Consider the following 24271-nt stretch of genomic DNA (forward strand, 5'->3'; position numbering starts at 1 on the left):
CGGGGACGGTGGTCCCCTGCGCGGCGGTGTCAGAAGTGCTCACAGTCTTGTTCCCCGTGCTCGTCACAGCTTCGGCCGGATCTCGGATTCCCAGATCTCCCGCTTCTTCTCCAGCGGGAGATGGCAGGCCACCTTGTGGCCCGGGACCGCCTCGACCAGGTCGGGCCGCACCGTCGTGGACTTGTCGCCGTTCAGGTCCCGGTAGGCGCAGCGCGGGTTGAACGCGCAGCCCTGCGGGACGTTGATCAGGCTCGGCGGGGTCCCCTTGATCGGCATCAGCCGCTCGGTGCGCTCGCGGTCCAGCCTCGGCATCGAGCCGAGCAGCCCCCAGGTGTAGGGGTGCAGCGGCTTGTGGAAGGCCTCCTCGACCGAGGCGTACTCCGCGCAGCGGCCCGCGTACATCACCAGGATGTCGTCCGACAGCTCCGCGACCACCCCGAGATCGTGGGTGATCATGATGACGGCGGAGTTGAACTCCTGCTGCAGGTCCCGGATCAGGTCCAGGATCTGCGCCTGGACGGTGACGTCCAGCGCCGTGGTCGGCTCGTCGGCGATCAGCAGCTCGGGGTCGCAGGACAGCGCCATCGCGATCATCGCGCGCTGCCGCATGCCGCCGGAGAACTGGTGCGGGTAGTCGTCGACCCGCTTGTCGGGCTTGGGGATGCCGACGCGGCCGAGCATGTCGATGGCGTGCTTGCGCGCCACCTGCTTGGACACGTCGTTGTGCACCCGGTAGGCCTCGATGATCTGGTGGCCGATCGTGTAGAAGGGGTGCATCGACGACAGCGGGTCCTGGAAGATCATCGCCATCTTGCGGCCGCGCATCCGGCGGACCTCGCCGCGGGGGGCGCCGACGAGCTCCTTGCCGTCCAGCCAGATCTCCCCCGACACGGTGGCGTTGTCGCGGTTGTGCAGGCCGAGGATGCCGAGGCTGGTGACGCTCTTGCCGGAGCCGGACTCGCCGACGATGCCGAGGGTGCGGCCGCGCTCCAGCTGGAACGACAGGCCGTCCACGGACCGGACCAGCCCGTCGTCGGTCGGGAAGTGGATCTTGAGGTCGCGGACCTCGAGGAACGCCGTGGGAGCTTGCCCCCCGGCGGCCGGCGCGGTGCCGGCCGGGGTGGTGTCGGTCATCAGGCCAGCCTCACTCTCGGGTCGACGACGGCGTACAGCAGGTCCACGATCAGGTTCATCAGCACGACGAACAGCGCCGTCGTGATCGTCACGCCGACGACGACGGGCAGGTCGCTCTGGTTCACCCCGTCCAGGGCCAGCCGTCCGAGCCCGGGAAGGCCGAAGGTCGCCTCGGTGATGATGGCCCCGCCCAGCAGGAGGCCGAAGTCCAGGCCGAACACGGTCAGGATCGGCGTCAGCGTGGCGCGCAGCGCGTGCTTGGTGACGACCGTGGACTCCCTGAGCCCCTTGGCCCTCGCCGTGCGGACGAAGTCCTCGTTCATGGTCTCCAGCATGCCCGCCCGTGTGAGCCGCGCGTACATCGCGGCGTACAGCAGCGCGAGGCTGATCCAGGGCAGGATCAGCGAGGTGAACCATTTCGCCGGATCCTGGCTCAGCGGCGTCCAGTTCACCTCGGGCAGGATGCCCCAGGCGTGGACGACGTAGGCCAGGCCCAGCAGGCCGGTGAAGAAGATCGGCAGGGAGACGCCGGCCAGCGCGATGATCATCGCGGCGCGGTCGAAGATGCTGCCCTTCTTCAGCGCCGACACGACGCCGGTCGCGACGCCCGCGAGGAGCCACAGCACGGCGGCGCCCACCGCGATGGACAGGGTCACCGGCGCGCGCTGCAGCAGCTGCGGCGTCACGGCCTGGTTGGTCCGGAAGGAGTAGCCCAGGCACGGCGCGGAGCAATGGACCGTCGACGTGCCGGTGTCGTAGTCGCCACCGGTGACGAGCGTCTTCATGAACTCGCCGTACTGCACGAAGAACGGCTTGTCGAGGCCGAACCGCTCCTTGATCGCCTCCAGCGTCGTAGCGTCGGGAGCCTTGCCGGCGAACCTCGCCGCCAGGTCGTCTGTGGACACACCGGCGAGCTTGGGCAGCAGGAAGAAGATCCCGTACGTCACGAGGCTGATCACGATCAGCAGCGCTACGGCGCCGAGCAGGCGGCGAACAAGAAATGCGATCACAGCGTCTGGCACGGGCGGCCGCCGGGGGATCGGCCCCGGCGGTCGCCCTCTGCCTTCACCTGCCTTCTATCGGGTAGTGCGGAAGGTGCCTGCTCAGCTGGTCACACCGAGGTTGGCGTAGTCGTACATGCCGTAGCCCGAGTGGACGTACACGTTGGTGAGCTTCGGCGACCTGTACAGCAGGGACTTGGCGTAGACGGTCGGGATGATCGCCGCCAGGTCGCGGACCCGCTGGTCGATCTGGTTGTAGATCTGCGCCCGCTGGTTCGGGTCGTTGACCTTGACGACGTCGTTCCACATCTTGTCGATCTGCGGGTCCTTCAACATGCTGATGTTGACGTTCCCGGTCTCCTGGATCGCCTTGCCGTCCGTGCCCGCCTGCAGGTAGCCGTAGCCGGTGGGCCAGTCGGGCGCCCAGCCGTAGGTGCCGAGACCCACGTTGTTCTTCTTGTTGAACGCCGGCGAGCCGAACTGCTCGTTGGTGTAGGTGCCGTGCGGGTAGCCCTTGAGCGTCAGCTTGATGCCGACGCGGCCGAGCGCCTGCTCCATCGCCTCGGCGGCGGCCTGCTCCTTCGGGCGGTCGCTGCGGAACAGCATCGTGACGGCGAAGCCGTTCGGCTTGCCGCACTTGGCCAGGGACTGCTTGGCGGCGTTCACGTCGCCGGTGTAGCCGACCTGGGCCTTGGTGTAGGCGTCGGTGCCCTTCTCGCGGCCCTGGATGTCGGCCGGCATGATCGAGGTGGCCATCTCGCCGCCCACGTCACCGCCGTAGGCGCGCCAGAGCGCGTCGCGGTTGGTCGCGTAGACGATCGCCTTGCGGCACTCGACGTTCGGCACGATCTCGGTGTTGATCGGCATGTACCAGTGGAAGCCGGCCAGCGGGTCGTCGGAGTTGGCCTTGAGCTTGGGGTCGCTCAGGATCTTCTGCCGGGCCGCGGCCTGCACGCCGGTGCCGGGCAGGTCGATCTGCACGGTGCCGTCGATCTCACGGTTGTCGATCTCGTCCGCCGACAGGCCGGACTGGACGACGACCTTGTCCGGGAGGGCCTTGCGGTTCGGGTCGGTCTTCGGGTCCCAGTAGGTGTTGCGGACCAGGGTGCCGCCCTGCTTCATCTTGTAGTCGGCCTGCCACTTGTACGGGCCCGAGGAGAACGGGTGCATGCCGTACTGGGTGCCGGTGTCCTTGGCCTGCGGGACCGGGACGGTCTGGCCGCTGAACATCACCAGCTGGTCCCACTCGGAGAACGGCGCCTTCAGGTGGAAGACGACGGTCGAGTCGTCGGGCGTCGTGACGCCCTTGAAGTGGTCGAGGTTCTTGTCCTTGAACGGGCCCTTGTAGTCGCCCGCCTCCAGCATCTGCGTGAAGTAGGACGGGCCGTTGCGCAGCACGCCGCGGTCGAAGGTGCGCGCGACCGCGTACTTGATGTCCTGGGCCTTGATGACGCTGCCGTCCTCGTACTTGAGGCCGGGCTTCAGCTTGTAGGTCCAGGTCTTGTTGCCGTCGGACGGCGTGCCGAGGCCCTGCGCGAGGTCCGGGGACGGCTTGGTGCCCTCCTCGCCCGGCTTGGAGGTGTAGGTCACCAGCGTCCGGGAGTAGAGCCGGAAGAAGTCCGAGCCGTAGGCGTAGTAGATGTTGGCGGGGTCGAGCGACTCGAAGTCGTCCGGCTGCGCCATCACCAGCGTGCCGCCCTTTTTGTCGGACGCGTTGACGATGCCCTTGGACCCGGCGTCGAACTTCGCCTTGCCGCCGCCGCCGTCGCCGGAGTCGTCGCCCCCGCCGCAGGCGCTGAGCCCGAGGCTGAGGACGACGGCTCCCGCCGCCGCCACGGAGATGACCTTGGAAGATCTCATTACTTCCCTTTCACTACTGCCGGCCAAGTGCCGGGGTCAACGGGACCGAGGGTCGAGAGCGTCGCGCAGACCGTCGCCGAACAGGTTGAAGGCGAGCACGGTGACGAAGATCGCCAGACCTGGGACGATGACGAAGTGCGGGGCGACGGAGTACAGCTCGGTGGCCTGGTTCAGCATCCCGCCCCAGGACGGCGCGGGCGGGTTGATGCCGACGCCCAGGAAGGACAGCGCCGCCTCGAACAGGATGTTCGTCGGGATCAGCAGCGTCGCGTAGACGGTGATCGGCGCGACGAGGTTCGGCAGCAGCTCCTTGAACAGGATGTAGGAGTTGCGCGCGCCCATGCTGCGGGCCGCGTCCACGAACTCCCGCTCCCGCAGCGACAGCGTCTGCCCGCGGATGATGCGGCCGATGTACGGCCAGGCGAAGAAGCCGATGACGAACACCAGGATCGCGATCCGCAGGTTGTTGCCCGACAGCCCCAGCATGCTGCTGGGCAGCACGCCCGACAGCGCGATCGCGAACATGATCAGCGGGAACGCCAGGAAGATGTCCATCAGCCGGGCGATCACCATGTCGACCCAGCCGCCGAAGAAGCCGGCCGCGACGCCGAGCAGCGTGCCGATGACCACCGACACCAGCGTGGCCAGCACGCCGATGATCAGCGAGACGCGCGCGCCGTACAGCACGCGGGCGAACAGGTCGCGGCCGTTGGTCGGCTCGATGCCGAAGATGTGGTGCCCGCTGACGCCGCCGAACTTGCCGTACGGGGTGCCGAGCGTCGGGTCCACGAGCGTCTGGTGGAACTTGTCGGGCGGGGACCCGAACCAGCTCACCAGCAGGTTGGTGACCCCGGGCAGAGCGGCGATGATCAGCAGGACGATGAACACGGCGCTGGCCATCGCGACCTTGTCCCGCTTGAGGCGGGTCCAGGCGATCTGGCCGAGCGAGCGCCCTTGGATCGCCGAGCGTTCAAGACCCGCGAGGACGGCGTCCGGCTGTGCTTCCGCCTCGGAACCGGAGACCTCGATCGGTGCCCCCACGCTTCATACCTCCTACCGTCCGGCCACAGGTTCGGCCATAGCCGCCGCCGGCGCGGTGACCGGCGGTCGCGGAGATCATCCGCTGACCCCGTGCCCGTTACGCCGCGTTTGCTGAAGGGAAAGGTAGCCCCTCGGCCACGACTGTCCATCCGTGAGACGGGCTGCGCCAGTACCCGTATCTGACTTGTGATCTCGTCGTCATCTCGGGCGGACGTGCTCACTCAACACGCTGGACAAACCGCCCGAATAGTACGTTCGCTTCCACCGTGCTCTGCAACACCAACGCGGTCTAGACCGGCAAGCTTTACCGTACTGAGTCCGTTCTGAGATTGATCGTCCGCAGGTCAGGGCCTCCGGACGCAGAAACGGCGGGCCCGGACGCCCCCCTCGCAGGGGACGTCCCGGCCCGCCGCCGGACCCGGACGGGCGTCCGGGAGACCCGGACGTCAGGAGATGCCGCGGTTCCGCAGGATCTTCTCGATCTCCGCCAGCTCGGGGTCGCCGGACGGCTGCGCGCCGCCCACCTCGCCCTTGGGCTTGCGCCCGGCGCGGCCCGCCGCCTTCGGCTCGCCCCCGCCGCGGGCCGCGGGCTTCCCGCCGGCGTCGTCGTCCCCGGCGCGGCGGCTCAGCATCGCGCCCGAGGTCAGGTAGAGCAGGACGGCCAGCCCCGCCACCCCGACCCCGGCCCACTTCACCGGGCTGAACGCCAGATCGACGAAGAACTCGGTCACCCCGGTCATCGCCGCGGCCAGCGGCACCAGCGACAGCGCGGCGCCGCGCATCCCCGACGCCGCCCCGCGGCGCCGGTAGACCCCCCAGCTGATGACCAGCCCGACCAGGGTCACCCCGAGGCTGATCAGATCGATCGCCGTATCGCTCATGCCGGCCCCTCACTCCGTACGGTGCTGCTGTACCGCTGTCCTTCCATCGTCACACGTCCGAGGGCCGATCCCGCTCCTCCCGGCGGACGGTTTGCGGACATTTCGGTCTCCTCCTCGGGCGTGACCCGCCCCCTAGGGGCCCCTGGCAGGGGCAACGGAGATCAACATCGCGCAACGGTTGGACGTCGAACCGGTCGAGCGGGCCCACTCCAGGCGCCGCCGAACCTCACCCCACCAGCGAGAACAGCCGTTCCATCGTCACCTCGCGCAGCGAACCGACCACGGTGCGGCCGGGCGCGGGCGGGATCGGCAGGAGGCACGGCACGGCGACGGTGACGCAGCCGGCCGCCTCCGCCGCGGCCACCCCGTTCGGGGAGTCCTCCAGCACCACGCAGCGGCCCGGGACGGCGCCGAGGCGCGCAACCGCGGTCAGGTACGGCTCCGGGTCGGGCTTGGTGCGCGCGACCTCGTCACCCGCGACGCTGAGCGCGAAGAACTCCCGTCCGACGGCGTCCAGCACCGGGTCGATGAGCCTGCGGTGGCTGGAGGACACCAGCGCCGTGGTGACGCCCGCGTCCTTCAGCTCCACCAGCAGCTCCTTGGCGCCCGGCATCAGCGGGACGCTCTCGCTCAGCCGCTCGTGCATGCCGTCCAGCATCCGCCGCCCGACCTCCTCGGGCGCGACGTCCGCCCCGGTCAGCCTCAGCATGTAGTCGACGCCGACGCTCAGCGAGCCGCCGACCAGCGACCGCTGGTGCTCCTCGCTCCACTCGCCGCCGAGCCAGGCCACGACCTGCTCCTCGACCTCGAGCCATACCCGCTCGGAGTCGACGAGCAGCCCGTCCATGTCGAACAGCACGGCCTGCAGGCCGCCGCGCCCGTCCCCCAAATCGTCCATCCTTCCTCGTTGCCGCGTCACGCGCCGGAGCACCGCCGCGGATCGAAATCCTCAGCGCCACCCCGATCCGGCCGGGATCCAGCAGCCGGACGAGCGTGCCAGTACTCGATCAGCGCTTCGTCATCGGCGAACAGCTCCCCGGTGGCCTCGGCGATCCTCGGGCCGAACCGCTCCCGCTGCGCCCCGTCCTCGTTGAGGACGACCAGGTCGTCGCCCTCCGACACGGCCGGAAAGTACCCGTACACGACTCCGGCCTCGATCAGGCCCTCGGTCTGGACACGGTCCAGCCACATCCGCAGCCGGGGCCGCCCCTCGGTCTCCACCAGCTCCTCGTAGGACGGGCCGTCGCCGCCACGGGACGGCTTGAGGCCCCACTGGCCCATGAAGGTAGCGCGCTCGTCCAGGAAGGCGGCGTAGTCGGCGAGGGCGACGCCCTTGACCACCCGGTCGCCCCAGAACGGCGGCTCGGTGACCTTGAAGGTCGCGCCCCGCCGCACCCTCCGCTCGTGCAGCGGCGGCAGGCTCGCGCCCTCCTCGCCGCGCTCGACGGCCATGAACGCGTTCATCAGCCGCAGGCCCTCGAACGCGTCGCGGGCGTAGCGGACCTCGCCGTCGTACAGGCCGGCGAGCAGCTCCTCCAGGTTTTCCTTCATCACCGCGGTGGACTGCAGCACGAACGGCAGCTGCATCTGCCCGGGCCCGAACAGCTCCCCGACGGTCTTCATCCCGTTCAGCAGCACGTCGTTGACGATCTCCCGGGTGGGGCCGGCGTCCTGGAGCATCGTCCCCATGCCCCCGTCGGCCACGACGGCGCGCTCCTTCAAGGCCTGACGCGGGGAGGGCGGAACGGGGGTGCTCATGGGGTCCCAGCTTATCGGCGGGTCCCCGGCGGCCTCCGCTCCGTCCACATGGCGGAACGGGACGGGCCGTGCAAGAAGACGGTGACGGATGGGTCACAGGACCGATAACGTGCCCCCAGTTACTACCAACGGGTAAGGAGCGGCATGAGCGCGTACCGCATGATCCTCGTCGGCACCGACGGCTCGGAGACCTCGTTCCGCGCGGTCGACCGGGCCGCGCAGCTGGCCGCCGCGACCGGCGCCACCCTGCTGCTCGCCTCCGCCTACAGCCCGATGCCCGAGCGCGAGCGCGCCAGCGCCGCCGACCGGCTCGGCGACCTGGCCTACAAGGTGCAGGGCTCCACGCCCGCCGACGACGCGCTGCGCGCCGCGCGCGAGCGGGCCGTGGCGGCGGGCGCCCGGGACATCCAGCAGGAGTCCGTCGAGGGCGACGCCGTCGACGTCATCAGCCGCGTCGCCAAGGAGCGCGGCGCCGAGCTGGTGGTGATCGGCAACCGCGGCCTCAACAGCCTCGCCGGCCGCATCCTCGGCTCCGTCCCGGCGAACCTGTCGCACCGGTCCCCGTGCGACGTGCTGATCGTGCACACCACCGACGGCAAGTGATGCGATCGTGACCTCCGTTCCGCCGCGGGCGTACAGGCCGGGGGTCTGGCGGCGGAACGGTGGGGTAGGTCACTGTCAGGACGTAGGCTGACAGCCACCGATCATGAGCGGGGCCCCCGACCCCGGGAATGAGACCCCCGCCGGTGACGCTGTACCCAGGCGTCGGAAGGAGGCAGCGCGTGATCGAGCTGGAGAGCGTGCCGGAGCTCGTCGAACCGGTGCTCGTGGCCGCCTTTGAGGGATGGAACGACGCCGGGGAGGCCGCCAGCGGGGTCATCCAGCACCTGGAGTCGAGCTGGGACGCGGTACCGGTCGCCGAGCTCGACCCCGACGACTACTACGACTTCCAGGTCACCCGCCCGATCGTGGAGATGGTCGACGGGGAGACCCGCGACATCACCTGGCCCACCACCCGGATCTCCTGGGCGCGGCTCCCCAACGGCAAGGACGTCGTGCTGATCCACGGCATCGAGCCGAACATGCGGTGGCGGTCGTTCTGCCGCGAGCTGGTCGGGCTGATGCTGGAGCTGGACGTGCGCAACGTGGTGCTGCTCGGCGCGCTGCTCGCCGACGCTCCGCACACCCGCCCCGTGCCGGTCACCGGCGCCGCGTCCGAGGCCGGGCTGGTCAGCACCCTGCACCTGGAGCCGGCCCGCTACCAGGGGCCCACCGGGATCCTCGGGGTACTGCAGGACGCCTGCGCCAAGGCCGACCTGGACACCGTGTCGCTGTGGGCGGCGGTCCCCCACTACGTCGCGCAGCCGCCGTCGCCGAAGGCGACGCTGGCGCTGCTGCGCCGCGTCGAGGACCTGCTGGACGTCACCGTCCCGCTGGGCGAGCTGCCCGAGGAGGCGCGGGCCTGGGAGAACGGCGTCAACGAGCTCGCCGAGGAGGACTCCGAGGTCGCCGAGTACGTGCGGACCCTGGAGGAGCAGAAGGACGCCACCGAGCTGCCCGAGGCCAGCGGCGACGCGATCGCCCGCGAGTTCGAACGCTACCTGCGGCGCCGCGACCCCGGCTGACCGGCGGCCGTCATTCCCCGGGTTCGTCCGGGCGCTTGATCGAGGCGAACACCACCAGCGCGACGAGGACGCCCGGCAGCATCAGCACGACCAGTTCCATGCGCATGCGGCGGACTCTACCGGGCTGCGCTCCCGTGGTTAAGAGACCCGCCGGTGATGGCCCCGCGCACGCCGACGAGTGCGCCCCACCCGCCCCACCATGACCATCAGCGACGTGAGGGGCCGGTGAGCCCGCGGCGGTCACAGGGTGATGCCGAGCAGGGCGTCGGTGAGGGCCCGGACCTGCGCGGGCGACGCCTCGTCGGTGCCCTCGGCGGCGGCCCACGCGTCGATCGCGGCGAGCGCGGCCGGGGTGTCCAGGTCGTCGGCGAGGCGCTCGCGGACGGTGTCGGCGACCGGCCCGGCCGACGGGCCGGCCGGGCGCGCGGCGGCGGCGCGCCAGCGGTCCAGGTGGCCGGCGGCCTCGCGCAGCTGCGCGCCGTCCACTCCCAGTCCGAGCGGTAGTGGTGGGCCAGCAGCGCCAGCCGGATCGCCATCGGGTCGACGCCCGCCTCGCGCAGCTTCGACACGAACACCAGGTTCCCGCGCGACTTGGACATCTTCTCGCCGTCCAGGCCGACCATCCCGGCGTGCACGTAGGCGCGGGCGTGCGGGCGCTCCCCCGTCGCGATCTGCGCGTGCGAGGCGCCCATCTCGTGGTGCGGGAACGCCAGGTCCGAGCCGCCGCCCTCGACGTCGAAGCCCATGCCGAGGTACTCGATGGAGATCGCCGAGCACTCCACGTGCCAGCCGGGGCGGCCCTCCCCGAACGGGGAGTCCCAGCCGGGCTCGCCGGGCCGCCGCGCCATCCACACCAGCGCGTCCAGCGGGTCGCGCTTGCCGGGCCGGTCCGGGTCGCCGCCGCGCTCGGCGAACAGCGGCCCCATCTCCTCCCGCGACAGTCGGCTGACCTGCCCGAACGCGGGGTCGGCGGCGACCGGGAAGTACACGTCGCCGTCGACCTCGTAGGTGGCGTCCCGGCCGCGCAGCTTCTCGATCATCTCGACGATCAGCGGGATCGACTCGACCGCGCCGACGTAGCGGTCCGGCGGCAGGATCCGCAGCGCCGCCATGTCGTCGCGGAACAGCTGGATCTCCCGGTCGGCCAGCTCCCGCCAGTCCTCCCCGGTCTGCTGGGCACGTTCCAGAAGCGGGTCGTCGACGTCGGTGGCGTTCTGGATGTAGTGCACGGTGTGCCCGAGGTCCCGCCACACCCGGTTGACGAGGTCGAACGCGAGATAGGTGTTGGCGTGGCCGAGGTGCGTCGCGTCGTAGGGGGTGATCCCGCAGACGTACATCCGCGCGGTGGCGCCGGGGGTCGTCGGCCGCACCGCGCCCGTTCCGGTGTCGTACAGGCTGAGCCGCCGCGCCGCGGCGGGCAGTCCCGCGTCGGTGAGGCTGGGGACGTCGGAAGCGGGCCACGATCGCATACGGAAAGCTTATCCATGCCCCTCTCGCGAAATTACTCCGAGATCGTGTTGACCGTCCCGAGTGTCCGCATCGTGACCCGCCCCGGGCGGCCCCCGTCCCCCGCGCGGGGGCGGGTCAGGACAGCCGCACGCGCGGGTCCAGGAACGAGTAGCCGATGTCCACCAGCAGGTTCGCCACGATGACGAAGAACGTCACCATCAGCGTCACCCCGATGATCACCGGGGTGTCGCCGAGCGCGATCGACTGGTAGACCAGCTGCCCCACCCCCTGCAGCCCGAACACCTTCTCGGTGACGATCGTGGAGCCGATCAGCGCGCCGAGGTCGATGCCGAACTGGGTGACGACCGGGGTCAGCGCCGCCCGCAGGCCGTGCTTGTAGACGACGCGGCGCTGCGACAGGCCCTTGGCGCGGGCCGTCCGGACGTAGTCCTCCCCCAGCACGTCCAGCATCGCGCCGCGCGTCAGCCGGGTGTAGGCCGCGACCATCAGGAACGCCAGCGCGATCCACGGCAGGATCATCCGGCGGAAGAAGTGCATCTGCAGCGGCGGGCCCGCCTCGAAGAAGTACACGCCCGCCTCGCTCAGCTTGGTGGCGAACAGGAACAGCAGCACCAGCGCCATCACGAACGGCGGCGTCGACAGCCCGACCAGCACGAACACCGTCACGACCCGGTCCCACAGGCTGCGCGCCCGGGTCGCCGACAGCACCCCGGTGACCACGCCGCCGACGAACCACAGGATGCCGGCGCCGAACACCAGCCACAGCGTGGTCGGCAGCCGGTCCCCGATCAGGGTCGTCACCGGCTCCCCGTTGATGTAGGAGTCGCCGAGGTTGGCGTGCAGCAGCCGGCCGAGGAACTGCCCGTACTGCACGATGACCGGCTGGTCCAGGCCAAGGTTGCGGCGGATCTGCTCGAGGGTGTCGGTGGTCGCGCGCGGCCCGCCGATGACCCGCTCCACCGGGACGGGCGAGACGTGCAGGAACACGAACACCAGCGTGGACACCAGCCACAGCACGATGATCGCGTACAGCAGGCGGCGGATGACGAAACGGATCATCGGCGCTCACTTCCCCCGGTCGCCCGGTCGCCGCGCGGGTCCAGGGCGTCCCGGATCCCGTCGCCGAGCAGGTTGAACGACAGTGTGGTCAGCAGCAGCAGGACGCCCGGCACCGCCAGCAGCCACCACGCGGTCTGGAACACGTCGCTGCCCTCGCCGAGCATCGACCCCCACGACGGCATCGGCAGCCGCACCCCGACGCCGAGGAACGACAGCGTCGCCTCGAACACGATCGACGTCGGGATCAGCAGCGAGGTCAGCACGGTGACCTGCGCGACCAGGTTCGGCAGGATGTCGACGAACATGATCCGCGCGTTCGAGGAGCCGAGCGAGCGGGCCGCCTCGATGAACTCCTTCTGCTTCAGCGACAGCACCTGGCCGCGGATGATGCGGCCGAACGCGGCGAACGAGAAGAACGCGATCACCAGGATCGTCAGCGTGAGGCTGGCGCCGACCGAGGAGATCTGGAACGTGGTCGCCAGCATGATCGCCACCAGCAGGTAGGGCAGCGCCAGCGTCATGTCCATCAACCGCGCCAGCAGCGTGTCCATCACCCCGCCGACGAACCCGGCCAGCACCCCGACCAGCGTCCCGACGATCGAGGCGAGCACCGCCGCCAGGATCCCCACCACCAGCGAGATCCGCGCCCCGTAGGCGGCGCGGACCAGCACGTCGCGGCCGAGCTGGTCGGCGCCGAGCCAGAACGTCCCGGACGGCCCGCGCGGCTGCCCGTTCACGTCCAGCCCGGTCTTGGGGAACGTCGCGTCGTAGGGGTGGCCGGTCAGGTGCGCCCACACCGGCGCGAGGATCGCGTACAGCGCGATCAGCACCAGCACGACGATCGACGCCACCGCCAGCCTGTCGCGCCGGAACCGGGCCCACGCCAGCTGGAAGGGGGTGCGGCCCTGCACCCGGGCGGGCCCGGTGCCCGCCTCCGGGTCCACCTCCTGCGCCTCGAGATCGGTGTAGCTGCTCATTCCTCGGCCTCCGGGAGTTCCGGCTGGGTGGAGACCTGCGCGATCGCCGCGTGCTTGTGCGCGAGGCTCTCGCCCGGCTCCACCGGGAAGTGGCAGGCGGTCACGTGGTCCGGCGGGTCGCCCTCGCGCGGGACGAGCGGCGGGTCCTCCCGGACGCACCGGTCCGCGGCCTTCGGGCAGCGCGGATGGAACCGGCAGCCCGGCGGCGGCTCGATCGGCGACGGGACGTCCCCGGTCAGCACGATCCGCTCGGCGCGCTCCGCCTCGTCCGGGTCGGCGATCGACGCCGCCGACAGCAGCGCCGCGGTGTAGGGGTGGCGGGGCCGCCCGTACAGCGTCTCCGCCTCGGCGGCCTCGCCGACCTTGCCGAGGTACATCACCGCGACCCGGTCGCTGACGTACCGGACGACCGACAGGTCGTGCGCGATGAACACGTACGTCAGGCCCATCTCGTCCTGCAGGTCCTTCAGCAGGTTGATGACCTGCGCCTGGATGGACACGTCCAGCGCCGACACCGGCTCGTCGCACACGATCAGCTTCGGCTTGAGCGCCAGCGCCCGCGCGACCCCGATCCGCTGCCGCTGCCCGCCGGAGAACTCGGCCGGGAACCGGTTGTAGTGCTCGGGGTTCAGCCCGACCAGCTCCATCAGCTCCTGCACCCGGCGCTTGCGCTCGGCGCCCGCCGCGATCGAGTGCACGGCGAACGGGTCGCCGATGATGGAGCCGACCCGGCGGCGCGGGTTCAGCGACCCGTACGGGTCCTGGAAGATCATCTGGACGTCGCGGCGGAACGCCTTCAGGCCCGCCCCGCCCAGCCGGGTGATGTCGTCGCCCTCGAACATGATCCGGCCCGCCGTCACCCGGTGCAGCCCGGTGATGCAGCGCGCCAGCGTCGACTTCCCGCAGCCGGACTCCCCGACGATCCCGAGGGTCTCGCCGAGGCGTACCTCCAGGTCGACGCCGTCGACCGCGTGCACGCGGCCGACCTCCTTCTTCAGGACGATCCCCTGCCTGCTCGGGAAGTGCTTGTGGACGCCGTCGACCGAGACCAGGACCTCGCCCTGCCCGGCGCCCCTCCCGCCGTTCCGCCCGCTCGCGTCGTGGTTCACCCGGCGCCCCCGTCCCCGCGCGTGCCGTCCCCGCGCGTGCCGTCGTCCTCGCCCGCGTCCGCACCGCCCCGCGGACCGCCGCCGCCCTCGCCTTCCGCGCCCGCCTCCGGCGCCTCCTTCTCCGGGGCCTCCGTCTCCGGGGCCTCCGTCCCCGGCGCGGCGGCGTCGACCGCACCGGACGCCTCGGGTGCGCCGCCGCGCGCGGCCGCCGCCGGGCGCGCCCGCACACGTCCCTCCTCGACCGCCCGGTGCCGCAGCCGCTCGGCGTCCTCGCCGAGCCCGACCGCCTCGTGCGGCAGCCAGCACGCCGACACGTGCGACGGGTCGTCGTCGCCGGTGACCGGGTCCAGGGCGGGCTCGTCGGTGACGCACCGGTCCATCGCGTACTCGCAGCGCGGATGGAACACGCACCCCGACGGGATGTTGATCAGGCTCGGCGGCTGACCGGGGATCGGCCGCAGCCGGTCCGCGCCGGCGGCCGCGGACGGCGTCGACTGCAGCAGACCCTTGGTGTAGGGGTGGTGCGACCGGTAGTACAGGGGGCGGCGCCGCGCCTTCTCGGCGGCCTTCCCGCCGTACATCACCAGCACGTCGTCGGCCATGTCGGCGATCACGCCGAGGTCATGGGTGATCATGATGAGGGCGGTGTCGTACTCGCGCTGCAGCCGCCGCATCAGGTCGAGGATCTGCGCCTGGACGGTCGCGTCCAGCGCGGTCGTCGGCTCGTCGGCGATGATCAGTTTCGGGTTCAGCGCCAGCGCCATCGCGATCATCGCGCGCTGCCGCATGCCGCCGGAGAACTGGTGCGGGTACTCCTCGGCGCGCTGCGCGGGCTGCGGGATGCCGACCGTGCCGAGCATCTCCACCGCGCGCTTGCGGGCCGCGCGGCGGTCGGTGTCCGGCTCGTGCGCGCGGATCATCTCCTCGATCTGCCGGCCCACCCTGTACAGCGGGTGCAGGCTGGACAGCGGGTCCTGGAAGATCATGGCGATCTCGGCGCCGCGGATCTGGCGCATCCGCCGCTCCCCCGCGGTGAGCAGGTCCGCGCCCTCGAACAGGGCCTGCCCGCTCACCCGCGCGCCCGGCGTCAGGCCCATGAGGGTCTGGGTGCTGACGCTCTTGCCCGAGCCCGACTCGCCGACGATGCCGAGCGTGCGGCCCCGGTCCACCTCGAACGAGACGCCGCGCACGGCGCGCACCACCCCGTCCGGCGTGCTGAAGGAGACCCGCAGGTCGGTCACCTCGAGAAGACTCATCGACGCCCCTTCGCGTCCGCGTTCGCCCGGCCGGCGGCCCGCGCCCGCACGGCGGGGACGGGCCGGTGCCCGGGCGCGGCGCCGCCGGCGGGCGCCCGGGCGCCGCCGGCTACGAGAGCTTCATCTGGTTGAGGTCGTACGCCTGGTACTGCGGCAGGTACAGCGCGTTCTTCACCCGCGACGAGTGGAAGATCGGGTACTTCTGGTTCATCAGCGGGACGACCGCGGCGTCCTGCATGATCTGCTTGTCGGCCTGCGCCCAGAACCCGGCGGCCGTGTTGACGTCCCTGGCCTTCAGCGCCTGGTCGATGAGCGTGTTGACCTTCGGGTTGTCGTAGTCGCCGTAGTTGGTGGAGTTCGGCCCGTACTGGCGGCCGTCGAACAGCGGCACGATGTTGGTGCGGCCGTTGTTGCCGTACCAGTCGGGCACCCAGCCGGGGCCGGCGATGTCCCACTTGCCGGCCTTGGCGTCGGCGGGGGTCACCAGCGTGGTGTTGTAGAAGGTGCCGTTGGTGTCGGGCGTGAGGTTGGCGGTGATCCCGCACGCCTTCAGGTTGGCCTGCACCGACTGCGCGACCTTCGGGTGGTTGCTGGAGACCCGGTAGGGGAACTTCAGCGTCAGCCCGTTCGGGTACCCGGCCTGCGCGAGCAGCTGCTTGCACTTGTTCGGGTCGCCGGCGTTGCCGGGCGTCGGGTACAGGTTGAACGGCTGGTAGCCGACGCTGCGCGGCGGGATGACCTGGTTGAGCACCTCGCTGACGTCCGGCCCGCCGTAGATCTGGATCAGCGCGGTCTTGTCGATCGCGTAGTTGATCGCCTGCCTGACCTGCGCCTTGCCGAGCGCCTTGCCGTTGTTCGGGCTGAGGGTGTTGAAGACGATGTAGGGGTTGCTGGACGACCCCTCCATGATCTTGAAGTTCGGGTTGGACTTCAGGCTCGGGATCCGGGAGGTCGGCACCGGCTGGTCCCAGGCGAGGTCGGCGGAGCCCTGCTCCATCTGCTGCTGGACGACGTCGGGCGAGTCCTGGCCCATGGTGACCTGGATCCGGTCGGGGTTCTGCGCCCGCGTCGGGTCGGAGGCGGCCTTCCAGTTCTTGTTGCGGTCGAGGACGTACTGCTTGTTCGGCGTGTAGGAGACGATCTGGTACGGGCCGTCGGAGACCGTGTGCTGGCGGAACTGCGGGCTGTCGGGGATGTACCGGTCGTACTCGGCCGGGGCCGCGGCCGCGAACTGCAGCGCGAGGATGTTGGTGAAGTCGCTCGCGGGCTGGACCAGCTTGACGACGAGGGTCTTGTCGTCCTTGGCCGTCAGCCCGGCCACGTTGTGGCCGTTCTGGTAGGAGGCCAAGGCGGAGGCGTTCTTCGGGTCGACGTCCCCGTAGGCCTTGCAGAACGCGCTCATCCCGACGATGGTCTCGGTGTAGTACGCCTTGCCGCCCGACGGCTTGGCCGGGTTGCAGACCCGCTTGATGCCGCGGATGAAGTCCTGCGCGGTGACCTCGCGGGGCGGGTCGGTGTTCCACAGCACGCCGGTGCGCAGCTTGATGGTGTAGGTCTTGCCGTCCTGGCTGAGGCCCCCGTTCTGCGCGCTGGGGATCTCGGCCGCGACGTCCGGCTGCACCTTGATGGCGTTGTCGAAGTCGTTGGCGGCCTTGAACCCGAACAGTGTCCGGGCGAACTGGCGGGCCAGCATGTTGCCCCAGGTCGTGTAGACGCTGGAGGTGTCGAGGTGGTCCACGTCGGAGGACCCGACGACCTTCAGCGTGCCGCCGGCGCTCCCGCCGCCTCCGCCCCCGCCGCCACCGCAGGCCGCCAGGCCGAGCACGGCCGCGCCGAGCCCGGCGGTGACCGCCGCCCCCCGTCTCCCTGCTGTCATCTGCGCACTCCCCCGTCTGCTGATGACCGACTGCCAGGGCGATCCGCGAGCGGGGCCGGCGCGGCCCCGCGACGAAGATCGCATTAGGTAGTCAAATTAGCACTCAGCGTCATGATCGCGGGGGCACGGGGAGGAAAACGCGGCGGCGCGGCGGGGCGGAGGCGGCGGGTCGGAGGCGGCGGGTCAGAGCACGCGCGACCAGGCCGCCCCGTCACCGGGGGCGGCGGAGAAGTCGTAGCGGACGCCGCCCGGCGTGAGCGCCGCCAGGCTGACGGAGGTGGTGCCCCACACGCGGCCCTCGCCCATGTCCAGCAGCGGCAGCAGCGCGCGGTGGTCGGCGCGGGGCAGGCCGTCGCCCTCCAGCAGGGGCAGCCACGCTCCCCATGCCGTCCGGACGTCCTCGGTCGCGCCTGGCGCGGGCCGTGGTGCGGCGGCCAGCCGCGGCCGGAAATGGGAGAGCCGCGCCCCCATGTAGGCGTCCTCGGTCCCGCCCTCCTGCTGCCCCTCGCCCTCGAGTCCGCTGTTGACGATCATGTGCAGGCCGCGGCCGAGGACGCGCTCGACGAGCTCGGCGCCGTCCCAGCTCCACAGCCGCACCCGGTCGGGCTCGGCGCCGACGAGGTGGAAGGGGTCGAACGCGGCGAGCCCGAGCTCGCCGAGCTTGCCGTCGGCGGCCATCCGCAGCGGCAGTTCGCCGCGCGTGGCGCGGCCGTCCTCGGGGGCCATCCGGCCGCGCCCGTTCAGCACCAGCCCGACGCGCGGCGCCGCGGGGTCCACGGCGAACCAGGTGCCGCCGGCCCGCAGGTCGCGCCCGCCGACCAGGCCGGGCCGGTCCGGCCAGTGCCGGCCCGGCGGCTCCCACTCCCGCGCGACGAACTCGTCCCGGACGCCCGCGAGGAGCACCGGGACGGCGGCGGAGGGGTCGACACTGATGATCGCCGTACACATGCCCCCAATTGGAGCACTCCGCCCGAACCCACCCGAACGCCGGGGGTCCGGGACCTACAGCGGCGGCCAGGGGATGGCGGGCCAGTCCTCGGGCGGGTAGGGGTGGATGCGGTGCTTGAGCATGAGCTCGACGCGGCGGCGGGTGGCGTCGACCTCGTCGGCGGTCAGCAGTTCGGCGAGGCGGGCGGCCAGGGGGCCGCCGCGCAGGGCGCGGTCGACGCGGGTGAGGGCCTCGACGGCCTCGGGGGTGAGCGGCTTGCCGCGCCACTGCCACAGCACCGTCCGCAGCTTGTACTCCACGGAGAAGCAGACGCCGTGGTCGCAGCCGTAGACGTGGCCGTCGCCGGGCGGCAGCAGGTGCCCGATCTTGCGGTCGGCGTTGTTGACGACGGCGTCGAACACCGCCATGCGGCGGATCGCCTCGTCGTCGGAGCGCGACAGCTCGACCAGGTCGACGTCGGGGTCGGGTTCCACCCACAGCTGGACCATGCCGGGGCCGTAGGGGCCGTCGCGGTGGACGGTCGGCGGGATGGTGCCCCAGCCCATCGCCTTGGAGACCTCGTAGGCGGCCACCTCCCGCTCGGCGAGGGTGCCGTCGGGGAAGTCCCACAGCGGCCGCTCGCCCGCGACGGGCTTGTAGACGCAGGCGGCGCTGACGCCGTCGTGCTCGATGGTGCAGTACAGGGTGGCGTTGGACGCCTGGACGAGGCGGCCCTCGATCGCCAGCCGGCCGCCGAGCAGCAGCCGCTCGGCGGCGGGGACGTCGCGGGGGGAGACCCGGTCGCCGGACGGGTCTTCGGCGGGGGCACGGTCCCGGGAGGACTGCGTCATGCGCTCATTCTCCCGGCCGCCCCGCCGGTGATCCAGTGCGGGTCCCGGTCCGCGGACGCGGCCGGGCCCGGCGTGCCGACCTCGCCCATCTCAGCCCAGGTATCCGTTCTGGCGGGGGCAGACGTGGCCCTCGGTGTCCAGCGGCAGGCCGCACAGCGGGCACGGGGGCCGCCCGGCGGCGACGACCTGCAGGGCGCGCTCGGCGAACGCGCGGGCCTGCGCGGCGCTGATCCGCACCCGCAGCACGGCGATGGCCGGGTCGTCCTCGCCGACCTCGGCGTCCTCCTCGGCCTCGGTGACCTCCTGCGCCTCGATGACGACCCGCTCGTCGTCGGGGTCCCAGGCCAGCGCCATGGTGCCGACCTTGAACTCCTCCTCGACCGGCTGCTCCAGGGGGGCGTCGTCGCGCAGCTCGGAGGGGGTGACGGCGGGCACGTGCGCCTCGCCGCCGGTGCGCCGCAGCACCTCGTCCAGCAGCTCCTCCAGGCGCTCGGCCAGCAGCGTCACCTGGAACTTCTCCAGCCCGACGCTGGTCACCCGGCGGCCGGCGCGGGCCTGCAGGTAGAAGGCGCGGTCGCCGGGGCGCCCGACGGCGCCGGCGACGAACCGCTCCGGCAGGTCGTAGGAGATGACGGGCATGGCATCGACCCTACGCGCCGCCGCCGACGACCGCGTCACTTGCCCCGGGTCCGGTTTTCCGGTCATCGTCCCCGTCCGGGGCGGGCCGCAGATCGGCGACGTCGCCGCCGGTGTCGTTGAGGCGGACGACGAACGGGCGCAGCTCGGTGTAGCGGATCGCGGTCACCGACGCGGGGTCGGCCTGGATCCGCTGGAACTGGTCCAGGTGCAGGCCGAGCGCGTCGGCGACGATCGCCTTGATGATGTCGCCGTGGCTGCACACCGCGTACAGGGCGCCGGGGCCGTGGGCGGCGGTGATGCGCTCGTTCCAGTCGCGGACGGCGGCGACCGCGCGGTGCTGGGCGTCGGCCATCGCCTCGCCGTGCTCGCCGGGGAACCGGGCGGCGCTCGGGTGGGCCTGCACGACCCGCCACAGCGGCTCCTCGGCGAGCTCCTTGATCGGGCGGCCCGTCCAGTCGCCGTAGCGGACCTCGCCGAACCGCTCGTCGGTCTCCACCTTCTCGACGGCGCCGCCGGCGGCCCGGCCGTGCGGGGCGGCGAGCGTCTCCGCGGTCTCGACGCACCGGTCGAGGGGGCTGGAGACGACGGCGGCGAGCGGCAGCGCCGCCAGCCGCCCGGCGACCGCGGCGGCCTGCGCGCGGCCCCGCTCGTCCAGCCGCACGCCGGGGGTCCAGCCGGCCAGCACCGGCCCGGTCATAGCGGTCAGGCCATGCCTTACCAGGAGAAGCGTCGTCACAACTGGCCACTGTAGGAGATGGACGGAGCGGATGTGATCACCGGCGCGTTTCCGCGCGGCGCCCCGGATGCGCGACAATGCGTGGCGTGATCGTGGACAAGGCCATCTACGCCGGCGGCGTCCGCAGCGACATCGACGGCGACATCAGCGACGCCTTCGACCTCGCCCGCGCGAACGGCGACTGCTTCCTGTGGATCGGCCTGTTCGAGCCCGACGAGGAGGAGTTCGAGCTCGTCAAGGACGAGCTTCAGCTGCATCCCCTCGCCGCGGAGGACGCGGTGTCGGCGCACCAGCGGCCGAAGATGGAGCGCTACGGCGACACCCTGTTCGTGGTGCTGAAGACCCTCGCCTACATCGACGAGACCTCCGACATCGAGGTCGGCGAGATCATGGTGTTCCTCGGCGCCGACTTCGCCGTGACCGTCCGGCACGGGGCGGGGAACCCGCTCGGGCCCGTCCGCAGGCGCCTCGAGGAGGACAAGGACCTGCTCAAGCACGGCGCGACCGCCGTGCTGTACGCGGTGTGCGACGAGGTCGTGGACCGGTACGGGCTGGTCGCGCACGAGGTCGAGGTGGACATCATCGGGCTGGAGCGGGCGGTGTTCGACCCGCGGGCCCGCGACGTCACCGCCGACATCTACTCGCTGAAGCGCGAGGTGCTGGAGTTCCGCACCGCCGAGGACCCGCTCGTCCCCGTCCTGCAGGAGATCGTCAAGGGCCGCGTCTCCGAGTGCGCCGGGACCCGCGAGTACTTCCGCGACGTGCTCGACCACCTGCTGCGGGTGGACGGGCAGGTCGACGCGCACAACGAGCTGCTCAACAGCGTGCTGAACGCACATCTGGCGCTGCTCGGCAAGCAGCAGAACGAGGACATGCGCAAGATCTCCGCGTGGGCGGCCATCATCGCGGTGCCGACCGCGATCGCCGGGATCTACGGCATGAACTTCGCCCACATGCCCGAGCTGAAATGGTCGTGGGGCTACCCGGTGGTGCTGCTGGTGATGGCGGCCGTCTGCGTCCTGCTCTACCTCAGGCTCCGCAAGAGCGGCTGGCTCTAGGGCACTCGCGGGACGCCGCGCGGATCACGGGGCGTCCGGGCCGGGCTTCCTGACCGAGACGGGCTCGGGCGGGGGCGCGGCCAGCAGGACCGCCCACAGGTGCGACTCGGCGCCCCGCGACTCCAGCCGGCGGCGGAGCCGCTCCACCCCGCCAGTGGTGGGCAGCGCCAGCCACAGCAGCAGCGGGTAGCCGACGGCGAACCCGGCGGCGAACACCACCTCGGCGTGCCCGATCATCGCCAGCGGCAACCCGAGAAGGATCACGCCCTCCGCGAGCGCGAACCGCAGCAGCACGCCCTGCCGGAACTGCACCAGCGCCATCCGCGCCGCGACGGCGGGCGGGGCGCCCGGCGCCATCGGCAGCGGGGCGCGCGGCCCAGCCCGCGCCGCGACCGCCGCCGACAGCAGCAGCGGCGCGTAGATCCACGGCGGGGCGTCCCCGGCCGCGCCGCCGCGGTTGTCGACGATCAGCGGGGTCAGCGCCAGGATCAGCAGCGGCGCACCGACCAGCACCAGCATCATCAGGCGCATCCGTCCCAGCACCGTCGCGTCCCGCAGCGAGGCGAGGTAGCCCGGGTCGTCGCCGGGGCCGGCGCCGAACACCGGGCCAGCCGGCGGCCCGCCGGCGCCCTGCGGCGCCTCCGGCGAGTGCATGGAGAACGAGGCTGGGGCCATGGCCCGGCACTTTAGCCCGGCGGCGACCCGCCGGAACAGATCCCACCAGGATCTTCGTGTCCGTCCGGCCCCAGGCTCCACGCGAGGGCGGGGCCGGCGGCGGCTCAGGTCGCGGAGATCGCGCCGGCCGCGAGCAGGCCGAGCAGGACGCCGCCGAGCGCCACCCGGTAGAACACGAACACGTTCGTGGAGTGCCGGGTGAGGAACTTCAGCAGCCAGGCGATGCACGCGTAGCCGACCGCGAACGACACCACGGTCGCGATCGCGGTCGGGACGACCTGCAGCGACCCGTCGAACGCCTTGCGCAGCTCGAACAGCCCCGACAGCACCACCGCGGGGATCGACAGCAGGAAGGAGTACCGGGCGGCGGCCTCGCGGGTGTAGCCGAGGAACAGCGCGCCGGTCATCGTCGACCCCGACCGCGACGACCCGGGGATCAGCGCGAGCGCCTGGAACCCGCCGATGACCAGGCCGTCCCGCAGGTTCAGGTCGGCGACCTCCCGCTTGCCGATGCCGGCCCACTCCGCGACCATCAGCAGCAGCCCGAGGACGATCAGCGAGGAGGCGTTCAGCCACAGGTTGCGGGCGCCGTTCTCGATGAAGCCGTTGAGGGCCAGGCCGATGACGGCGACCGGGATCGTGCCGAGGCCGATGTACCAGCCGAGCCGCGCGTCCTGGTGCGGGCGCAGCTCCGGCGTCCACAGGCTCCTGGTCCACGTGGTCAGGATGCGGACGAGGTCGCGCCAGAAGTAGATGACGACGGCGGCCATGGTGCCGAGCTGGATGACGGCGGTGAAGGCGGCGCCGGGGTCCTTCCAGCCGAGCAGTTTCGGCACGATCAGCAGATGGCCGGAGCTGGAGATCGGCAGGAACTCGGTGAGCCCCTGGACGACCCCGAGCACGGTCGCTTCCACGACGTTCACGAGCGGCGGGTTCCCTCCGAATGCGAGATCGGCCACGGCGCCCGATCACCGGTGAAGCGTATCCGCCGCCCGCCGCCTCCCGGTTCCCGGCCGCCGGCGCGGGGCCGCTCGCCACACCTCCGACCAGCGCGAATACCCCGATCTGTTGCTGCTGGGACGCGCCATGCTCATGTTCGCGTCACCTTCCGTCCACCCGGCGCCGCGCCCGTCACCGGGCGGACGCGGGCGGTGGCGGCAGGGTGGGGCCCGCGCGATGCCCGCTAGATTGACCGCCTATGAAGGAGCGTCACCTCGGGCGGAGCGGGCTGCTGGTGTCCCGGCTGGGCCTCGGCACCATGACGTGGGGCCAGGACACCGATCCGGACGAGGCCGTCGCGCAGCTCGTGGCGTTCGCGGAGGCCGGCGGCACGCTGGTGGACACCGCCGACGTCTACAGCGACGGCGACAGCGAGCGGATCCTCGGGCACCTGCTGCGCGAGGTCGTCGACCGCGACACCCTGGTCATCGCCACCAAGGCCGCGATCCGGCCGAACGGCCGCTACGACGGCTCCCGCCGGCATCTGCTGCGCGCCCTGGACGCCTCCCTGGACCGGATGGACCTCGACCACGTCGACCTGTGGCAGCTGCACGTCTACGACCCGGCGACGCCGCTGGAGGAGACCCTGTCGGCGCTGGACGAGGCGGTGGCCTCCGGACGGGCCCGCTACGTCGGGGTGTCCAACTACGCGGGCTGGCAGATCTCCAAGGCCGCCGCGTGGCAGCGCGCCTGGCCGGGCCGCGCGCCGATCGTGTCGGCGCAGCTGGAGTACTCGCTGCTGAGCCGCGACATCGAGCGGGAGGTGGTGCCGGCCGCGCTGGACGCCGGGGCCGGGCTGCTGCCGTTCTCGCCGCTCGGGCGGGGCGTGCTCACCGGCAAGTACCGCACCGGCATCCCCGCCGGGTCGCGCGCCGCCGCGCCGCGCTTCGCCGACTTCGTCCAGCCGTACCTGGACGAGGAGTGCGCGCGGATCGTGGAGTCGGTGGTGACCGCCGCCGAGGGCCTCGGCGTGTCGCCGCTGAGCGTGGCGCTGGCCTGGGTCCGGGACCGTCCCGGGGTGGCGGCGCCGATCGTCGGCGCCCGGACCGCGGCGCAGCTGGAGGCGATCCTGGACAGCGAGGACCTGACGCTGCCGAACGAGATCCGGGCCGCGCTGGACGACGTCTCCGACATGTCCCCGGCCCATCCGTGACCGGGCGGGCCGTCCGTGGCACGCTCGGGACGGTCCACCGCCAACCGTGAGAAGCCCCGACGGGAAGCCCGTGACCGACACCCCACCTGACAGCACGCCCGACAGCACGCCCGGCGGCTCGTCCGGCCCCGGCACCGGCGGCTCCGCCGCGGCCGAGTCCCCGCAGGAGCGCGCCGCCCGCGCCG

General features: G+C 71.8%; 21 protein-coding genes and 2 pseudogenes. 4 read left to right on the top strand and 19 right to left on the bottom strand.

The window, feature by feature from the left end:
* Nucleotides 1–63: 63 nt before the first annotated feature.
* The 7 genes and pseudogenes from ABD296_RS30575 to ABD296_RS30605 form a co-directional block, all read right to left on the bottom strand.
* Entirely contained in the window at nt 64–1134 is a 1071-nt protein-coding gene (locus ABD296_RS30575; RefSeq protein WP_344274882.1) for an ABC transporter ATP-binding protein, read from the bottom strand.
* The gene (locus tag ABD296_RS30580; RefSeq protein ID WP_344274947.1) at nt 1134–2144 is read right to left on the bottom strand and encodes an ABC transporter permease; all 1011 of its coding nucleotides are present in this window, start codon (nt 2142–2144) and stop codon (nt 1134–1136) included. Before ABD296_RS30580 ends, ABD296_RS30575 begins: the two co-directional genes overlap by 1 nt.
* 93 nt (nt 2145–2237) lie before the next feature.
* Nucleotides 2238–3995: an ABC transporter substrate-binding protein gene (locus ABD296_RS30585; RefSeq protein WP_344274885.1), complete on the bottom strand. Its 1758-nt coding sequence runs from the start codon at nt 3993–3995 to the stop codon at nt 2238–2240.
* Nucleotides 3996–4031: 36 nt separating this feature from the next.
* The gene (locus tag ABD296_RS30590) at nt 4032–5036 is read right to left on the bottom strand and encodes an ABC transporter permease (protein WP_344274888.1); all 1005 of its coding nucleotides are present in this window, start codon (nt 5034–5036) and stop codon (nt 4032–4034) included.
* 446 nt (nt 5037–5482) lie between these two features.
* The gene (locus tag ABD296_RS30595; protein ID WP_344274891.1) at nt 5483–5917 is read right to left on the bottom strand and encodes a hypothetical protein; all 435 of its coding nucleotides are present in this window, start codon (nt 5915–5917) and stop codon (nt 5483–5485) included.
* A 226-nt stretch (nt 5918–6143) separates the two neighbouring features.
* A complete protein-coding gene (locus tag ABD296_RS30600) occupies nt 6144–6815 on the bottom strand; it encodes an HAD family hydrolase (RefSeq protein ID WP_344274894.1) in 672 nt (223 codons plus the stop codon).
* A gap of 80 nt (nt 6816–6895) precedes the next feature.
* Nucleotides 6896–7588: pseudogene (locus tag ABD296_RS30605) on the bottom strand (B12-binding domain-containing protein); the annotation flags it as partial.
* Between the two features lie 231 nt (nt 7589–7819).
* Between ABD296_RS30605 and ABD296_RS30610 the strand changes: the two are divergent.
* Both ABD296_RS30610 and ABD296_RS30615 read left to right on the top strand, forming a co-directional pair.
* Nucleotides 7820–8278, top strand: coding sequence for a universal stress protein (locus tag ABD296_RS30610; protein ID WP_344274897.1), 459 nt, complete (start codon nt 7820–7822; stop codon nt 8276–8278).
* A gap of 179 nt (nt 8279–8457) precedes the next feature.
* On the top strand, nt 8458–9300 hold the full coding sequence (locus tag ABD296_RS30615) for a PAC2 family protein (protein ID WP_173093413.1): 843 nt from the start codon (nt 8458–8460) through the stop codon (nt 9298–9300).
* A 240-nt stretch (nt 9301–9540) separates the two neighbouring features.
* On the opposite strand, the pseudogene mshC reads toward ABD296_RS30615, so the two are convergent.
* The 10 genes and pseudogenes from mshC to ABD296_RS30665 all read right to left on the bottom strand — a co-directional run bounded on the left by mshC (nt 9541) and on the right by ABD296_RS30665 (nt 20201).
* Nucleotides 9541–10769, bottom strand: a pseudogene (mshC, locus tag ABD296_RS30620) (cysteine--1-D-myo-inosityl 2-amino-2-deoxy-alpha-D-glucopyranoside ligase).
* Between the two features lie 115 nt (nt 10770–10884).
* Nucleotides 10885–11829 (bottom strand): ABC transporter permease, encoded by a 945-nt coding sequence (locus ABD296_RS30625; RefSeq protein ID WP_344274905.1) that lies wholly within the window; start codon nt 11827–11829, stop codon nt 10885–10887.
* Entirely contained in the window at nt 11826–12806 is a 981-nt protein-coding gene (locus ABD296_RS30630; protein WP_344274907.1) for an ABC transporter permease, read from the bottom strand. The genes ABD296_RS30625 and ABD296_RS30630 overlap by 4 nt, the downstream gene beginning before the upstream one ends.
* Nucleotides 12803–13915 carry an ABC transporter ATP-binding protein gene (locus ABD296_RS30635; protein WP_344274909.1) on the bottom strand — a complete coding sequence of 371 codons (1113 nt, stop codon included), beginning with the start codon at nt 13913–13915 and terminating at the stop codon, nt 12803–12805. The genes ABD296_RS30630 and ABD296_RS30635 overlap by 4 nt, the downstream gene beginning before the upstream one ends.
* On the bottom strand, nt 13912–15171 hold the full coding sequence (locus ABD296_RS30640; RefSeq protein WP_344274911.1) for an ABC transporter ATP-binding protein: 1260 nt from the start codon (nt 15169–15171) through the stop codon (nt 13912–13914). Before ABD296_RS30640 ends, ABD296_RS30635 begins: the two co-directional genes overlap by 4 nt.
* 109 nt (nt 15172–15280) lie before the next feature.
* A complete protein-coding gene (locus tag ABD296_RS30645; RefSeq protein WP_344274914.1) occupies nt 15281–17047 on the bottom strand; it encodes an ABC transporter substrate-binding protein in 1767 nt (588 codons plus the stop codon).
* Nucleotides 17048–17230: 183 nt separating this feature from the next.
* The gene (locus ABD296_RS30650) at nt 17231–17995 is read right to left on the bottom strand and encodes an NRDE family protein (RefSeq protein WP_344274917.1); all 765 of its coding nucleotides are present in this window, start codon (nt 17993–17995) and stop codon (nt 17231–17233) included.
* Nucleotides 17996–18049: 54 nt separating this feature from the next.
* On the bottom strand, nt 18050–18826 hold the full coding sequence (locus ABD296_RS30655) for an SCO1664 family protein (RefSeq protein WP_344274920.1): 777 nt from the start codon (nt 18824–18826) through the stop codon (nt 18050–18052).
* Nucleotides 18827–18916: 90 nt separating this feature from the next.
* Entirely contained in the window at nt 18917–19465 is a 549-nt protein-coding gene (locus ABD296_RS30660) for a DUF3090 domain-containing protein (protein ID WP_344274923.1), read from the bottom strand.
* 10 nt (nt 19466–19475) lie between these two features.
* Nucleotides 19476–20201: a histidine phosphatase family protein gene (locus ABD296_RS30665; protein WP_344274926.1), complete on the bottom strand. Its 726-nt coding sequence runs from the start codon at nt 20199–20201 to the stop codon at nt 19476–19478.
* 86 nt (nt 20202–20287) lie between these two features.
* On the opposite strand from ABD296_RS30665, the gene corA reads away from it, so the two are divergent.
* On the top strand, nt 20288–21259 hold the full coding sequence (gene corA, locus ABD296_RS30670) for a magnesium/cobalt transporter CorA (protein ID WP_344274929.1): 972 nt from the start codon (nt 20288–20290) through the stop codon (nt 21257–21259).
* 24 nt (nt 21260–21283) lie between these two features.
* Here corA and ABD296_RS30675 read toward each other — a convergent pair whose 3' ends face one another.
* Together ABD296_RS30675 and ABD296_RS30680 are read right to left on the bottom strand one after the other, a co-directional pair.
* Nucleotides 21284–21934: a hypothetical protein gene (locus ABD296_RS30675; RefSeq protein WP_344274931.1), complete on the bottom strand. Its 651-nt coding sequence runs from the start codon at nt 21932–21934 to the stop codon at nt 21284–21286.
* Between the two features lie 104 nt (nt 21935–22038).
* Nucleotides 22039–22857 (bottom strand): undecaprenyl-diphosphate phosphatase, encoded by an 819-nt coding sequence (locus ABD296_RS30680; RefSeq protein ID WP_344274933.1) that lies wholly within the window; start codon nt 22855–22857, stop codon nt 22039–22041.
* Between the two features lie 275 nt (nt 22858–23132).
* Between ABD296_RS30680 and ABD296_RS30685 the strand changes: the two genes are divergently transcribed.
* Nucleotides 23133–24086 carry an aldo/keto reductase gene (locus ABD296_RS30685; RefSeq protein ID WP_344274936.1) on the top strand — a complete coding sequence of 318 codons (954 nt, stop codon included), beginning with the start codon at nt 23133–23135 and terminating at the stop codon, nt 24084–24086.
* Nucleotides 24087–24271 lie beyond the last annotated feature (185 nt).

Origin of the sequence: Actinomadura napierensis, from assembly GCF_039529375.1 — a bacterium.
Lineage (GTDB): Bacteria > Actinomycetota > Actinomycetes > Streptosporangiales > Streptosporangiaceae > Spirillospora > Spirillospora napierensis.

Bases quoted from the DNA above. Each gene is read 5' to 3' on its own strand.
- ABD296_RS30585 (WP_344274885.1), bottom strand. From the start codon at position 3,995: ATGAGATCTTCCAAGGTCATCTCCGTGGCGGCGGCGGGAGCCGTCGTC.
- ABD296_RS30685 (WP_344274936.1), top strand. From the start codon at position 23,133: ATGAAGGAGCGTCACCTCGGGCGGAGCGGGCTGCTGGTGTCCCGGCTG.
- ABD296_RS30600 (WP_344274894.1), bottom strand. From the start codon at position 6,815: ATGGACGATTTGGGGGACGGGCGCGGCGGCCTGCAGGCCGTGCTGTTC.
- ABD296_RS30640 (WP_344274911.1), bottom strand. From the start codon at position 15,171: ATGAGTCTTCTCGAGGTGACCGACCTGCGGGTCTCCTTCAGCACGCCG.
- ABD296_RS30595 (WP_344274891.1), bottom strand. From the start codon at position 5,917: ATGAGCGATACGGCGATCGATCTGATCAGCCTCGGGGTGACCCTGGTC.
- ABD296_RS30625 (WP_344274905.1), bottom strand. From the start codon at position 11,829: ATGATCCGTTTCGTCATCCGCCGCCTGCTGTACGCGATCATCGTGCTG.
- ABD296_RS30630 (WP_344274907.1), bottom strand. From the start codon at position 12,806: ATGAGCAGCTACACCGATCTCGAGGCGCAGGAGGTGGACCCGGAGGCG.
- ABD296_RS30645 (WP_344274914.1), bottom strand. From the start codon at position 17,047: ATGACAGCAGGGAGACGGGGGGCGGCGGTCACCGCCGGGCTCGGCGCG.
- ABD296_RS30655 (WP_344274920.1), bottom strand. From the start codon at position 18,826: ATGACGCAGTCCTCCCGGGACCGTGCCCCCGCCGAAGACCCGTCCGGC.
- ABD296_RS30610 (WP_344274897.1), top strand. From the start codon at position 7,820: ATGAGCGCGTACCGCATGATCCTCGTCGGCACCGACGGCTCGGAGACC.
- ABD296_RS30575 (WP_344274882.1), bottom strand. From the start codon at position 1,134: ATGACCGACACCACCCCGGCCGGCACCGCGCCGGCCGCCGGGGGGCAA.
- ABD296_RS30660 (WP_344274923.1), bottom strand. From the start codon at position 19,465: ATGCCCGTCATCTCCTACGACCTGCCGGAGCGGTTCGTCGCCGGCGCC.
- ABD296_RS30650 (WP_344274917.1), bottom strand. From the start codon at position 17,995: ATGTGTACGGCGATCATCAGTGTCGACCCCTCCGCCGCCGTCCCGGTG.
- ABD296_RS30675 (WP_344274931.1), bottom strand. From the start codon at position 21,934: ATGGCCCCAGCCTCGTTCTCCATGCACTCGCCGGAGGCGCCGCAGGGC.